Source organism: Streptomyces fildesensis, from assembly GCF_016107395.1.
GTDB lineage: Bacteria > Actinomycetota > Actinomycetes > Streptomycetales > Streptomycetaceae > Actinacidiphila > Actinacidiphila fildesensis.
Map to the genome: position 1 here is coordinate 1 of NZ_JAAIKO010000063.1, position 13,360 is coordinate 13,360.

Sequence of the window (13,360 nt, forward strand, 5' to 3'; positions counted from 1 at the left end):
TCCCGCACCCGACGCGACGCCGGTGCCGGACCTGCTCCAGCGGGACTTCACCGCCGCTGCACCGAACCAGAAGTACGTCGGCGACATTACCTACCTGCCCATCGGGGACGGACAATTCCTTTATCTCGCAACCGTGTTGGACCTGCATTCCAAGCGACTGACGGGCTGGTCGATCGCCGACCACATGCGGACCGAACTCATCGCCGACGCCCTGCGGGCCGCCGCCGGCACGCGGGGCGGAGACCTGCATGGAGCGATCTTCCACAGCGACAACGGAGCCCAATACTCGTCCAAGGAGTTCGCGGCGCTCTGTGACCGGTTCGGCGTGATCCGATCGCGCGGAGCCGTCGGCACGAGCGCCGACAATGCCGCCGCGGAGTCCTTCAACGCCAGCATGAAACGCGAGACGCTCCAGGGCGCGAAACGCTGGCCCGGGGCCCGCGCCGCCCGCCTGTCCGTCTTCCGCTGGGTCACCCGCTACAACACCAGGCGACGGCACTCCGCCCTCGGCCAACAGAGCCCGATCACCTACGAACAACGATCAACCACGCTGACCATCGCCGCATGACAACCGGTGTCCTCGATCAAGGGGAAAGCCCAAGCCGCACCGTCACCCACCTCGACGTCACCATCCTCGAACCCACCGATCAGCAGCCCGCGCTGCCCACCGCCTCCCGGGACGATCGGCACACCGCCCCCGACAAGCGCCGCCGACACCGAATTCTGACCCTGCTCCAGGAAGACCCCACTCGGCTGTGGCAACCCCGCGACATTGCGGCTCACTTCGGCGACGTCACCCTGGAGACCATGTACAGACAACTGAACCGCTGGGCCACCAGCGGCCTCATCCACAAGCTCGGCCCCGGCCTCTACGCCGCCACGACATGGTCACCAACTTCCCTTGCGTGACCTGCGAAAACGCTAACTACCCGGCCTTGGGGCAAGCCCCCCGGCTCTTCTCCCACATCACGATGAACTGGCGCGGCCGGCCACTGACCAGCCATGAAGTCATCATGCAATCCATCGCCGCGACCACCACGCGTACCGGACTGAGGGTGACGGCCGAACTCGACACCAACGCCTACCCGACCGGAGTGCACATCGGCGCCGCGGAGATGGCCGCTCTGCCATTGACCCGGCATGTCTCCGCTCACAGCTCCGTGTGCGTCTGATCCGATCAAAACATGGCCCCTTACGCGTGAGGGGCGCTCACCCGATCAGGTAGCGAGGGAGAGCGGGCGTACCACCGGCGCGCGAAACGTCGTTGCGGTAGGACATGAACAGCACATTCACGACGACCGGGTGGCTCCTGGGCCACGTAGGGCCGGTTGGCCCAGGGCTGGTTGGCCCAGGGCCCGTCGGTCATACGGGCCGCCATCGGACACAGGCCGAACCCAAAGGGGCGTACTGCATGGACCCTCCGATCTATTCCGGGCTCGTCGCCGAATGGCAGGCCCACGGGCGGATGGTGCCCGGGCGGCCCGAGGCGCAGGCCCGGGGCCGGGCGGGAGTACCTACGGACCTGGCCCGATCAGCGCCGTTCGCCCCTGGGAGTGGTGTCGCGAGCGGCGTGCCCGGTACTCGCCGGGCCGTCCCAGGGATGGGGCCGCCGGGGCCGGACTACGGTGGCGAGCAGGCCGACCGCCTGACGGAGCGCGAGCTCCACCGCGGCGGGGCTGTACAGGGTGCCGGTGCCGTCGGGTGGGACGAGCCATCGCAGGCGACCCGCAGCCCGGTGCGGGGCCGGCACCGCGATCCACGTCCCCTTCCCGGCATAGCGAGTGCCGCAGCCCACCCAGTGGGTCGTGGGATCGGGTGGGAGGAAGAACCCCACTCGGTGGGCGCCGAAGTCCGCCAACGTCGGACCGGGCTCCTGCCGGGGGACGCGCAACAGGGCGTCGACGGCAAGCAGACCCAGCTCTTCCGGGACGCTGAGCACGTCCCAGAACCGTCCGGCGGGCAGTAGCACGGTCCCGCTCTCACCATGTTCCCACTCCCGCTTGCACGCCCGGGGATCCGTCGCGGCAGCGGCGAGCCATTCCAATGCCTGCCTCGGGACCGTACTTCTCATGTCCACTCCTCCATAACTGCCGTGCCCGCCACCGGACGTGCCGCCCTCGGGGCGCGCAAAAGCTGTTCGAATTTCCGGATAACTGCCGGGTTGGGTCGCCCATGCTGGTGGATATTTCTACCCGGCGGAAGAGGTGGCGCGGTGTGGCGTTTCCTCCGGAGCGCCCTCTCCTCCGGCGCCCTTGACAACGATCGAGAACAGGACATGCCCAACGCCACAACAGCGGCATTCATGCGCGCCTGGAGACACCCGCTCCTTTCGCTACTCTCACTCAGACGCCGCCTGAGCAGGGATCCCTTGGCCCAACTCGTGGAGACGGCCAAACGCCTCCAATACGGCGCCGGTTGGGATCACCCGGTGGATGACGACGACCCGAGACGGTGAGCGGCGGCCCCGGGGGTACACGGTCAAAGTGCCCGTCCATAGCGGACGTTGTGGGTCCAGATCCGCTCCAGCCGCACCCGCGCTCATCCGGCACCAGCCGCTCATCAATCCCCACGGCCGACAGCCTGCCCAGCCATCCAAATGAGATGACTTCTTATCCCCATCGATTCGGTTTTGACAACTCCCTTTGCGTCCAATCTGGTTGACCTCCCCGCCTGGCGGCTCGGCACCCGCTTGCTGGGATCCTTGCGGCGTCCGGATCGGCTGCGGGTCTGGCCGACTCAAGGGAAGTCTGAATGGACCGCAAGCAACTCATGATCATCGCTACGACGGTGTTCGGGTGGAGCGTGGTGATGGCCGCGCTGGGCCGGGCCGCCGGGTCACCGCGTCGCACCGGTTCCGGACAGGGAGGGCGGCGCTGCGTGACGATACCGGCCGTACCCCCTGCAAGACCTGTACCGGTGCGGCCCGGCCGCAAACTCGGCCCGATCGCGGACAGCGTCGGCAGCGCCCACCGCGCCTTGGTTCAGCTCGGTCTTCAAGATCGGGCGGGGCGGCATGCCCGCCCCGCCCGATCAGCGGGCCTTGGTGGCCGGTGTGCGTCGTGGGGTGTAGCAGTCGTAGAGCGGGGAGCTCTTGTCCGATGTGTGGCCGTAGGCGCTGGGGCGTACCCGGGTGCAGTGGTCCTTGATCCAGGCGGTCGCCGGAGTGGCGGGCCGCTGCGCGGTCAGCAGGGCGTACCGCACCTGGTGCGCGGCCACCAGGCTTTCAAGTTGCGGGGCCGTCGGGTAGGGGGTCAGGCCGGTGAAGCCGCCCATCACCAGCATCGGCTGGGTGGAGGCCCGCAGCAGCGGCTCCGCGGTGTAAGCGGCCTGGGTGGCGAGCAGGTACTTCTCGCCGGAGAGCCGGGCGGTCAGGTACTTCAGCAGCTTCGCGTCCCGGACCGACGGGTCGTTCAACGTGATCGGGGCGCTCCGGTGCGCCGGGTGGCGGACCTGCTCCTGGTAGGCGTTGCCGACCGGTCCGGCCAGCGGGGACATCGCGGAGCCGGCGTACCGGGAGTCCAGGGTCGAGGCGGTCCATACCGCCGGGGCGAGCAGCGTGGCCGCCACCCCCGCCGTGAAGGCCCAACGCGCCACCTGCGGCATTTCGCGCGCCCGGCGGATCCACAGGCCCGCCGCCGCGCCGAGCCCCAGCACCAGCACCAGGGGCAGCAGCCACGGCGCGAAGGAATGGTGCGGGACCTGGAGCACGACGGCCCACACGACGGTCAGCGCGATCGCCGCGGGCAGCGCCACGCGGCGCGGACCGTCCGCCTGCCACTGCGACCGGAAGAGGGCGAGGCCGGCGCCCGACAGCGCGGCCAGCGCCGGTGCGAGGACGGCGGTGTAATAGCCGTGGTTGCCGTTGGAGGAGCTGAACACCACCGTGTGCAGCAGCAGCCAGCCGCCCCACAGCACGAAACCGGCGCGCAGGGGGTCGGTGCGGGGCTGCCCCTTGCGCCACAGCACACCGAGGACGAAGGCGAGGAGCGACAGCGGGAGGAACCAGGATATCTGCGGGCCTATCGTGCTGTTGAGCAGCATCGTCAGGCCGGTGTTCCCGCTGGCGCGGCTGGCGGTCGTACCGGCCACGGAGCCCAGCGCGTCCGGGGCGCCGCCGAAGCGGCTGAGGCCGTTGTAGCCGAAGACCAGGGTGAACGGGTTGTTGTTGCGCGTCCCGTCGAGGTAGGGGCGCTGGCCGCCGGGGGTCAGATAGACCAGCAGCACCCAGGCGCAGGACACGACGAACGCCGTGCCGCCGGCTAGCAGCACCCGGCCCGCCCGGCGCAGCGGAGCACCCGGCGCGGCCAGCAGGTACACCGCGCCGAAGACCGGCAGCACCAGCCAGGCCTGCAGCATCTTCGCCTGGAAGGCCAGCCCCACCAGAGCGCCGCAGGTCAGCAGCGGCACGAGTCTCCCGGTCAGGACGGCCTTCTGCAGCGCTCCGGCCGCCAGCACCAGCAGCAAGGTGAGCAGGGTGTCCGGAATGCTGTGCCGGCCCAGCGCCACACTGATCGGGCTGAGCGCGAGGATCAGGGCGGCGAGCAGCGCGGCGACCGGTCCGGCCCAGGCGCGCACGATGCGGTGCAGCACCAGGACGCTGAGCACGCCCTCCACAGCCTGCGGGAACGCCACCGCCCAGACGTGCGGTCCGAACACCCGGACCGACAGTGCCTGCGGCCACAGCGCGCCGGGGATCTTGTCCACGGTGATCGACCCGCCCGCGTCGAGCCCACCGAAGACGAACGAGCGCCAGCTCGCGGACATCGACCGGACGGCCGCGCTGTAGTAGGGGTGGATCGCCGCTTCGCCCATGCCCCAGAAATAGAGCACCGTGGCCAGGACGAGGACCAGCAGCAGGGCCGGCAGCTCCCAGTGGAGGGTCTCCTGCGAGGGCTGCCCGACGACGGGTACGGCGGGCTCGGCGAGTCCCTGGCGGCTGGAGCGGCGCCGATGCGAGGATGCGTGCCGGGTGGTGGGACTCGTGGTCATGAAGCCGGACTCTCGTGTGGTGGCGGACCTGGCGCGGGGCCGGGTTTCGGCGACTGGGGCCGGTGGTCGGCCGTGACAAGTGCGGACCCAGCGTAGGCCCTGCCTGCCGGCCGCCGACGCCCGACCAGGCCTTGCGTAAACGCTCGTATGAGAAGCTGTTGCGCTATCGATCTTGAGGAACGTCGGTTCGAGTGATGAGCCTCGGTCGGGTGGTGTTGGGTTGTGGTCCGCATGAAGGCAGGGCCTCCGGTGCAGCTCGTGGTTGTCGAGACCGTTGAGCGCGCCGGGAGGCCCTGTTGTCCCAGTTCTATGCCCTGGCCGCGGCTGGCTCCAACTTCGTTGCGCGTGGGTGTGATTGTCTCGCGCACCGGTTCGGGAATGCGGCGGATCATCCGCACAGGCGGTCGAGGTATCCCTCGGATATGACAGACGCGGAGTGGGTGCAGGTTCGTGATCTGCTGCCGGTGCCGGGGTGGTTGGAGGGCCGGGGCGGGCGCCCGGAGGCCTACTGTCACCGGCAGATGGTGGACGCGGTGCGCTACCTGGTCGCCGGCGGCATCACGTGGCGGGCGATGCCTGCCGACTTTCCTGCCTGGGACCGCGTCTATGCCTTTTGGCGGCGCTGGCGTGACCAAGGCTGGATCGCGGAGTTCCACGACCGGCTGCGCGACCGGGTCCGCGAGGCCGCCGGCCGGGATACGGAACCGACTGCGGGCATCATCGACGCCCAGTCGGTGAAAGGAGCCGCTTCGGTGCCGGCCGCGAGCCGGGGCTTCGACGGCGGCAAGAAGGTCAACGGCCGCAAGCGCCACATCGTGGTGGACACCCTCGGGCTGCTGCTGGCAGTGAGTGTCACCGCGGCATCGGTCACCGACCGGGACGCCGCACGCACGGTGCTGACCCGCCTGCACCAAAGGCACTGGCCCTGGCCCGGGTATGGGCGGACGGCGGCTATACCGGGCCACTGGTCGACTTCACCCGCAGCACCCTGCGGATCGCGTTGACGGTGGTCAAACGCAGCGACGACTTGTCAGGGTTCGTCGTGCTGCCCAAGAGGTGGCTGGTGGAGCGCACGTTCGCGTGGCTGATGCGCTCACGCCGACTGGCCCGCGACTACGAAACCCGCACCGACAGCTCGCAAGCGATGATCTGGTGGTCGATGAGCATGGTCATGAGCCGCCGCCTCGCCCGCCCACGACGCTGAACATTCCCGGGCTCGCTTCGGCCAACCAGCCCCGCACCGCCAGGCGCTTCGTCTTCGACCGCACCCCCTCGACCTTCGCGGGAACCGGCTCCAGGCCAAGTGCTACCGCCAGCTGCCGGCAGTCCATCGCCCCGCCGCCGGACCTGCCCCGCTCCTGCAGGATTTCCATGATCCGCCGGTAGCCCGGGGCCAGAGCATCAGCCTCAAGCCCGTCCCGCCGCACCGGCACCACCGAACCGGGCCCCGCCGCCGCGACCTGCACCGGCCGCTCGCCGGCCCCAGCGAGTGACGAATCCTCCGCGCTTCCGCGAGGTTCCGCGAGGATCTGGCCGACTGTCTCCCGAGCGATCACGAACCGCTCCCACACAGCCTCTGCCTCACCCAACTCAGCCTGCAAGACCTCCACCCGCTGCCGGGCGGCACGCTCACGCTCTTCCAACAAACCCATCACCGACGGCACCCCAGCACCTCCACCGAAGAGACGACACGACACCTCATCCCTGCCGCCAAGATGGCAATGTCATGCCTGACCAGCGGAAACACAGCGATCACTCGCGGAAAGACAACAGCTTCTTACGTCCCGGCACCACCCCGATGATCAGGCGCAAACCCCCTGATCAGGTGGAACCCATACACCACCACCCCGGACGTGACCTCCACCGGAGGGCTTCGCCATCCGCAGTGGGCGGAATCCTAACGGACGACGAGCGGGATCTCCGACGGCTGGGGCACAGGCTTTTCGGCCACTTGTCGGACCTCCACAAGTCCTTCGACGCCGGGCGGCACGCGCCTCGGCGTAAGTCCCGCGGAGTTGCCGTCTGCGATGCGGGTGCCGACCGTGCCGTTCTCCGGCATGCGGTCTGGCGTCACGTCCACACCGAAAGGACTCGCCGCCGCAGTCATGGACTGGCTCTTCATGGGTGTCCGGCATCTGCGAGCAGCCGCCGCTTCGCGCCGGACCCGCTTGGAACGGCCACGCTCGTGGCAGCGGACGCCGCCTCAACCGACAGGCCGGATCGCCGGTTCTCCAGGAAGCTGCGCCTACACGCCCCACGCCTCTCGAAGCGCCCTGCCGCCGGCCGTCCGCAGGATCTCGGTGACCAGGTCTTCATCTGAGCGGCCGCACTGGGTCGCCAGGCGCCGCAGTCGCCGACGGAGCAGGGCCGCGACCTCCTCGTCGTCACAGGCGGCAGCGCAACCCTGGAGGAAGAGTTTCGCGAGTTCACCATCGTGGCGCCGCATGAGCCGGAGGCGGTTCGAGGGAGCGCCCGCATCCGCTCGGAGCGAGCCGCCCTCGCCGACGTCCAGCAGGTCGAAGCCGTGCTCGAGCACCGCCAGGAACAGTGCGCCCTTGGACCCGAACAATCGGAACAGGTACGGCTGGGAGAATCCGCATCGTGCAGCGATCGCCTCCGTGGTGGTGCCTTTCAGACCGCACCGGGCGAACTCGCCGACAGCGCGCTCAAGCACCTGTCGTCTGCGCTCGGCAGAAGCGGTCCGCGGACCACGAGCCGGGCTGTCCATAGTCCCATCTCCCAATCAACTGGCTGCGCTTGCAGCACCATTCACATGACGTTTGCCGTATATATGGGTCTGCCGCGTCCACACTGCCGGACCAGGTCCCGTTCACGCCGCGGTTTCAGGGCGGTCGGGCTGGGACCAGTGGGTAGGGAAGGCGCCGGGCCGTTCGGTGCGCTGGTAGGTGTGGGCACCGAAGTAGTCGCGGGCCCTGGAGGAGGGCGGCGGGCAGCCGGTCGGCGCGCAGGGTGTCGTAGGAGGACAGAGCCGCGGAGAAGGCGAGGACGGGGATGCTGCGGCGGGCGGCGGAGGCGACGACCTCCATGGCACCTGGGCGTCGGCGGTCTCCGCGGTGAAGCCTTCCTCGGTCAGCAAACTGACCAGGTTCGGCTCGGCGGCGTGGGCGACGCGGATGCGGTCGAGGAACGAGGCCCGGATGATGCACCCGCCGCGCCAGATTCGGGCGACCGTACCGAGATCGATCTTCCAGCCGTACTCGGCGGCCAGAATAGCTCCCTCGCGCGAGCCGCACCGCGTGTGGGAGTGCTGTCGGCCCCGACCGAGGTCATGGCCCAGCTCTGCGTCGCAGTCTGGGGCCGATGACAACCGCCCGTCGACCGCACGACCGATCATCAGGCCCTCGCAGTCACGCCACCGCGTTCAACAGGTCGGCCAGCACGCCGGGCCTTTCCAGGGCGATGAAGTGGCCCGTTCCTGGCACCTGCGTGAATTCGGCGGCAGGCAGCAGCTCCTTGTTGGCTTCCCGGTCCGAGCGCCGGGACCAGTCCTTCTCCCCGTAGACGAGGTGAATCGGGGCCCTGACCTCCCGGTAGCGCGAGCGGGCCGCGATCAGGCTGGGCAAGCTCTGGTACACGGCCCGGGCCACGGTCGGGTAGCCGGGGTGGCTGCCCACCTGAAGGAGTTCGTCCACGTAGTCCGCCCGCAGAGCGGTCCTGTCACCCAGGCCGCCCTGCAGGACCCTGCGGAGAACGGGCTTGGGCTCCACTCCAGCGATCACCGGGCCCACCCCCGGCGTGAGAACACCGCTGACCACCAGACGGGCGAGGAGACTGGACCGGGCGATACCGTCGCGGAAGTCGTACGCATTCACGGCCACGACACGCCGTACCCGCTCCGGCAGATCAGCCGCCGTGGTCAGAGCTAGCACCGCCCCCAAGGACTCCCCGACCATCGTCACATCGCGGAGGTCGAGTTCGGTCAGGAGCCGTTCAACGCCCGCGCGCATCGCCGGCTCGTCGTACGACGCACCGGAAACGATCTCGGAGTAGCCCATCCCCGGAAGGTCGAGGGCGTACACCGTGTACCGATCCGAGATCAACGGGATGAGGAAGCGGAAGTGCTCGGCCTGCGTGCGCACGGTGTGCAGCAGGACCAGGGGGGCACCGGTGCCCGCTTTGAGGTAGCGCAGCGTCCCCTCGCGGTTCGGGGGTCCTCCGCGCGGGGCGATGGTGTGGCTGGTGGCCCCCGGAATGTGGATCGTGGGACGCGTCTCCTGATCGGGCATGACGCAGACTCCTTCTCTCCCGGGCATTGGGGGCGCGAGTACCCCACATGCGAAACCGATCGGTTTCCAGTCATCGTAAACCGATCGGTTTCCACGCGCAAGCGCGGGATCCGCGAAGACGGCCTTGGGGGCCGGCTTGTTGGCGTGCGTCTCCGCCGGCCCGTCGGTCTCCTTGATGCCGAACCGCGCATGGAAGCGCGCGAGTGGGCCCGAGGCCCACCAAGCCGCCCCGCCCAGGAGTTTCATGACGGCCGTCCCCAGCAGGATGCGCACCACCAGCACGTCCGTCAGGGCCGCGAACACCATGCCGGCACCGAAGAGCTCCATGGTCAGCACGGCGCTCATCTCGATCGCCGCGAGCCGTCCTCATAGACCGCCGACTCGCCGCCGAAGTACGCGTGGGCGCCCGGCGGCGCCGGGACCGGAACAGTAGGTGCCCCGGGTGCGGGCAATCTCCCGGCAGGCGGTGGGTCGCCGGTCAGCGGTTGTCAGGTAGGGAATTGCCGCCGCCGGTGGCATCGAGGAATGTGCCGGCGGTCGCGACAGCGAGACCGTCGAGACGCCGTGCGTGTACGACAGACCAGGCGCTGGCTCCGTCGAACACAAGGGTCAGCCGCCTGGCCAGCTGGGCGGGGTCGGCTGCGCCGCCGCGTTCGGCTTCCCGCCGAAAGAACGCGGTCAGCCTGTCCTTCTGTCGACGGGCGACCAGACTCGCCGGATGCTCGGGCGACTTGACTTGGACGGCCGCAGCGACGAACGGACAGCCACGGAAATCGTCTCATCGTTCGAGGGCTTCCAACCGTTCGAAGACATGCAGAATCCGTGCTCGCGGCGGACGGTCGTCATCATCGGCTGGCAGCAGAAAGGCCGCATAGTCGAACGCCGCGCGTTCCCGCAGGCCGGCTGCCACCAGTTGATCCTTGCTGCCGAACAGTTGGTACATCGAACCCTTCGACACCCCGGCGGCGCGGCACAGCGTGTCGACGCCGATGTGGACGCCCCGTTCGTGGAACAGCTGCGCGGCCACGTCGAGCAACCGGTAGCGGTCGAGACAGCACCGGCAGTCAGCGCGGGCGTCGGCCTTGTCGGGTCGCTCACAGGTCGGAGACTACCCGTTTACTTGCATTGTGGAAACCGATCTGTTTTCCTGAGTGGAAACAGATCAGTTTCCGACGGGTGTTCGGCCTATGACCAGCGATAAAGGGGAAAAATGACTACCACCTTCGATCGTGGGGCGCCTGCCTCCGGGAAAACAGACTCGGGCCGTCGCGGCTCACATGCCATGCGCTGGTGGGTGCTTGTCGTGCTGGGCGTGGCACAGCTCATGGTCACGCTCGATGCGACCGTCGTGAACATCGCGCTGCCCGCAGCGCAACATGACCTCGGTTTCAGCGACGGCAGTCGGCAGTGGGTCATTACGGGTTACGCCCTGGCATTCGGCAGCCTGCTGCTGCTCGGTGGCCGACTCGGTGACCTGTTCGGCCGGCGTACCACCTTCGTGACCGGCCTCGTCGGTTTCGCGGGCGCATCCGTCGTCGGCGGCGCGGCCACCAGCTTCGAAATCCTCGTCGCGGCACGTGTAGCCCAAGGTCTCTTCGCCGCGCTGCTTGCGCCCGCGGCCCTCTCACTGCTCAGCGTGACCTTCACCCAGCCGTCCGAAAGGGCGAAGGCCTTTGGCATCTTCAGTGCGCTGGCCGGTGCGGGCGGCGCGATCGGGCTGCTGCTCGGCGGCATGCTCACCGAATGGGCGTCGTGGCGCTGGGTGATGTACGTGAACGTCGCCTTCGCGGCCGTCGCGCTGGTCGGTGCGCTGTTGCTGCTGGCCAAGCCCGCGATCACCGAGCGGCCCAAACTCGATATCCCGGGCACCATCACGGTGAGCGCCGCGCTGTTCGCCATCGTCTACGGGTTCGCGCACGTCGAATCCACCAGCTGGACCAACCCGGTCACCATCGCCTCCATGATCGCCGGCGTGGTGCTGCTCGCGGTATTCGTCTGGCTGGAGTCCTGGGTCGCGCATCCGCTGCTGCCGCTGCGACTCGTGCGGGACCGTACCCGCGGCGGTTCGTTCCTGGCGGTGTTCGTCATCGGCATGGGGATGTTTTCGATCTTCCTGTTCCTGACCTATTACTTGGAGGCCAGCCTCGGCTACTCGCCGATCAAGACCGGTCTGGCGTTCCTGCCGATGGTCGCGGGCATCGTTGCCGCGTCGACCACGGCGCCTGCGCTGCTGCTGCCCAGGGTCGGCCCGAAGATCGTGATCAGCGCCAGCTTCCTGGTCGCCGCAGCCGGTATGGCCTACCTGACCCAGCTCAAGCTGGACAGCACCTACGCCGCCCACATCATGCCCGGCCTTATCTTGTTGGGTCTCGGCCTCGGCGGGGTGATGACCACCGCGTTCCAGGGCGCGACCGCAGGCATCCACCACGAGGACTCGGGCGTCGCCTCGGCGCTGATCAACACCGGCCAGCAGGTGGGCGGTTCGATCAGCACGGCGCTACTGACCACCGTTGCCTCATCGGCCGCGACCCACTACCTGTCCTCGCACAAGGCCGGCGCGCTGACCGCGGCGCAGGCCGGGGTCGAGAGCTACACGGCCACCCTGGCCTGGGGCGCCGGGTTCTTCGTGGTCGGTGCGGTGCTCGCGGCGTTCCTGATCCCGAATAAGGCCCTGGCGCCGTCGGAGGGCGAGCCCGTGATCGCCCACTGACAGTGAGGATGTTCATGAGCGTCTCCCGGCGGGGTCTGACCCACCCACTGACTGACCTCGGGTCCTCAACGGGATCTGTCGACTCTGTCCGGGAGACGCTCGTGTGCAGCCACCGGACCGGCCTGCGTGACTTCATAAGAGCCTGGCCAGAGGCCCCATCACTGTCTTCTCCGCCCGCTCGGCCGGTGGCTGCCGCCCTGACCGCTCGAGTGGAGAGGACGGCGATGTCCACCATCGCACAGCAGGACCGCGAGATCACCGGCGGCGTCGACACGCACAAGGACACCCACACCGCGGCGGCCATCGACTCGGCGGGGCGCCCGCTGGGCGCCGAGCAGTTCGAGGCGACAGCGGCCGGCTACCGCAAGCTCCTGGCCTGGCTCCACTCGTTCGGCACCCTGGTGCTGGTCGGGGTGGAGGGCACCGGCGCCTACGGGGCCGGACTCGCCCGCTACCTGCACGAGCAGGACGTGAGCGTGGTGGAGATCGACCGCCCGGACCGCAAGGCCCGCCGCTGGCAGGGCAAGTCCGACCCGGTCGACGCCGAGGCTGCCGCCCGCGCGGCTCTGGTCCGACGCCGTACCGGCATACCCAAGCAGCGCGACGGCCAGGTGGAGGCTCTGCGGAGCCTGCGCGTCGCCCGCCGCAGCGCGGTCCGCCAGCGAGCCGACGTGCAACGGCAGATGAAGACTCTGGTCATCAGTGCGCCGGAGGAACTGCGCGCCGCCCTGCGCGAGCTGGGTGACAAGCAACTGATCGCCACGTGCGCGGCCTCCCGACCCGACGCCGAGCGCGCCGGGGAGCCCGCCATCGCGGCCAAACTCGCCTTGCGCTCCCTGGCCCGCCGCCACCAGCGGCTCACCGAGGAAGTCGGCGAGCTCGACGATCTCATCGACCCGCTGACCTCGGAGATCGCCCCGACCCTGCTTGCCCTGAACGGCGTGGGCTCCGACGTCGCCGGGCAACTGCTGGTCACCGTCGGCCAGAACCCCGAACGCCTCCGCTCGGAGGCCGCCTTCGCCATGCTCTGCGGCGCCGCCCCACTTCCCGCCTCTTCCGGGCGCACCCAGCGCCACCGCCTCAACCGGGGTGGCGACCGAGCGGCCAACTCGGCCCTCTACCGCATCGTCCTCTGCCGCCTGCGCTGGGACGAACGCACCAAGGAGTACATGGCACGCCGGACGAAGGAGGGCCTGTCGAAGAAGGAGATCATCCGCTGCCTCAAGCGGTACATCGCCCGCGAGATCTACCAGATCCTGACCGCCCCCACGCCGACGACCATCACCGCAGAGCAGCTCACAACCGCCGCTTGACATCCATAAGAGCATCCCTGAATCCACCGGGGATACGCGGTTGATCACAACGAGTGGTCAGTGAGAAATGCCCTGCTACCTGCGATGATTGGTGTTCTCAA

General features: G+C 69.0%; 11 protein-coding genes and 3 pseudogenes. 7 read left to right on the forward strand and 7 right to left on the reverse strand.

The window, feature by feature from the left end; translation table 11 throughout:
- From C6N31_RS39275 to C6N31_RS39285, 3 genes and pseudogenes are all read left to right on the forward strand, one after another.
- A partial coding sequence (locus tag C6N31_RS39275; protein WP_198359369.1) for an IS3 family transposase occupies nucleotides 1-568 on the forward strand: 568 nt, incomplete at its 5' end.
- A complete protein-coding gene (locus C6N31_RS39280; protein WP_138359255.1) occupies nucleotides 565-909 on the forward strand; it encodes a helix-turn-helix domain-containing protein in 345 nt (114 codons plus the stop codon). The genes C6N31_RS39275 and C6N31_RS39280, both read left to right, overlap by 4 nt.
- Before the next feature lie 41 nt (nucleotides 910-950).
- A pseudogene (locus tag C6N31_RS39285) lies at nucleotides 951-1,142 on the forward strand (ISAzo13-like element transposase-related protein); the annotation flags it as partial.
- A 389-nt stretch (nucleotides 1,143-1,531) separates the two neighbouring features.
- Here the strand turns inward: C6N31_RS39285 and C6N31_RS39290 are convergent.
- Both C6N31_RS39290 and C6N31_RS39295 read right to left on the reverse strand, forming a co-directional pair.
- Complete coding sequence (locus tag C6N31_RS39290) at nucleotides 1,532-2,071, reverse strand: hypothetical protein (RefSeq protein WP_232486204.1); 540 nt, start codon at nucleotides 2,069-2,071, stop codon at nucleotides 1,532-1,534.
- 959 nt (nucleotides 2,072-3,030) lie between these two features.
- On the reverse strand, nucleotides 3,031-4,989 hold the full coding sequence (locus C6N31_RS39295; protein ID WP_138359253.1) for an ArnT family glycosyltransferase: 1,959 nt from the start codon (nucleotides 4,987-4,989) through the stop codon (nucleotides 3,031-3,033).
- 296 nt (nucleotides 4,990-5,285) lie between these two features.
- Here C6N31_RS39295 and C6N31_RS45355 point away from each other — a divergent pair, with 296 nt between their 5' ends.
- Nucleotides 5,286-5,993 carry an IS5 family transposase gene (locus tag C6N31_RS45355; protein WP_269770872.1) on the forward strand — a complete coding sequence of 236 codons (708 nt, stop codon included), beginning with the start codon at nucleotides 5,286-5,288 and terminating at the stop codon, nucleotides 5,991-5,993.
- Nucleotides 5,954-6,193, forward strand: coding sequence for a transposase (locus tag C6N31_RS45360; protein WP_269290385.1), 240 nt, complete (start codon nucleotides 5,954-5,956; stop codon nucleotides 6,191-6,193). Before C6N31_RS45355 ends, C6N31_RS45360 begins: the two co-directional genes overlap by 40 nt.
- On the opposite strand, the gene C6N31_RS39305 is transcribed toward C6N31_RS45360, so the two are convergent.
- The 5 genes and pseudogenes from C6N31_RS39305 to C6N31_RS39325 all read right to left on the reverse strand — a co-directional run bounded on the left by C6N31_RS39305 (nucleotide 6,159) and on the right by C6N31_RS39325 (nucleotide 10,272).
- On the reverse strand, nucleotides 6,159-6,653 hold the full coding sequence (locus C6N31_RS39305; protein WP_138359645.1) for a hypothetical protein: 495 nt from the start codon (nucleotides 6,651-6,653) through the stop codon (nucleotides 6,159-6,161). The genes C6N31_RS45360 and C6N31_RS39305 overlap by 35 nt on opposite strands.
- Nucleotides 6,654-7,234: 581 nt before the next feature.
- The gene (locus tag C6N31_RS39310; RefSeq protein WP_138357052.1) at nucleotides 7,235-7,717 is read right to left on the reverse strand and encodes a TetR/AcrR family transcriptional regulator; all 483 of its coding nucleotides are present in this window, start codon (nucleotides 7,715-7,717) and stop codon (nucleotides 7,235-7,237) included.
- A 102-nt stretch (nucleotides 7,718-7,819) separates the two neighbouring features.
- A pseudogene (locus C6N31_RS39315) lies at nucleotides 7,820-8,215 on the reverse strand (NADP-dependent phosphogluconate dehydrogenase); the annotation flags it as partial.
- Nucleotides 8,216-8,357: 142 nt separating this feature from the next.
- Nucleotides 8,358-9,236 carry an alpha/beta fold hydrolase gene (locus C6N31_RS39320; protein WP_198359374.1) on the reverse strand — a complete coding sequence of 293 codons (879 nt, stop codon included), beginning with the start codon at nucleotides 9,234-9,236 and terminating at the stop codon, nucleotides 8,358-8,360.
- Between the two features lie 478 nt (nucleotides 9,237-9,714).
- Nucleotides 9,715-10,272 (reverse strand): annotated as a pseudogene (locus C6N31_RS39325) (TetR/AcrR family transcriptional regulator).
- Nucleotides 10,273-10,446: 174 nt separating this feature from the next.
- On the opposite strand from C6N31_RS39325, the gene C6N31_RS39330 reads away from it, so the two are divergent.
- Nucleotides 10,447-11,946, forward strand: a complete 1,500-nt coding sequence (locus C6N31_RS39330) for an MFS transporter (RefSeq protein ID WP_138357050.1) — start codon at nucleotides 10,447-10,449, stop codon at nucleotides 11,944-11,946.
- A gap of 224 nt (nucleotides 11,947-12,170) precedes the next feature.
- A complete protein-coding gene (locus tag C6N31_RS39335; protein WP_138357049.1) occupies nucleotides 12,171-13,259 on the forward strand; it encodes an IS110 family RNA-guided transposase in 1,089 nt (362 codons plus the stop codon).
- Nucleotides 13,260-13,360 lie beyond the last annotated feature (101 nt).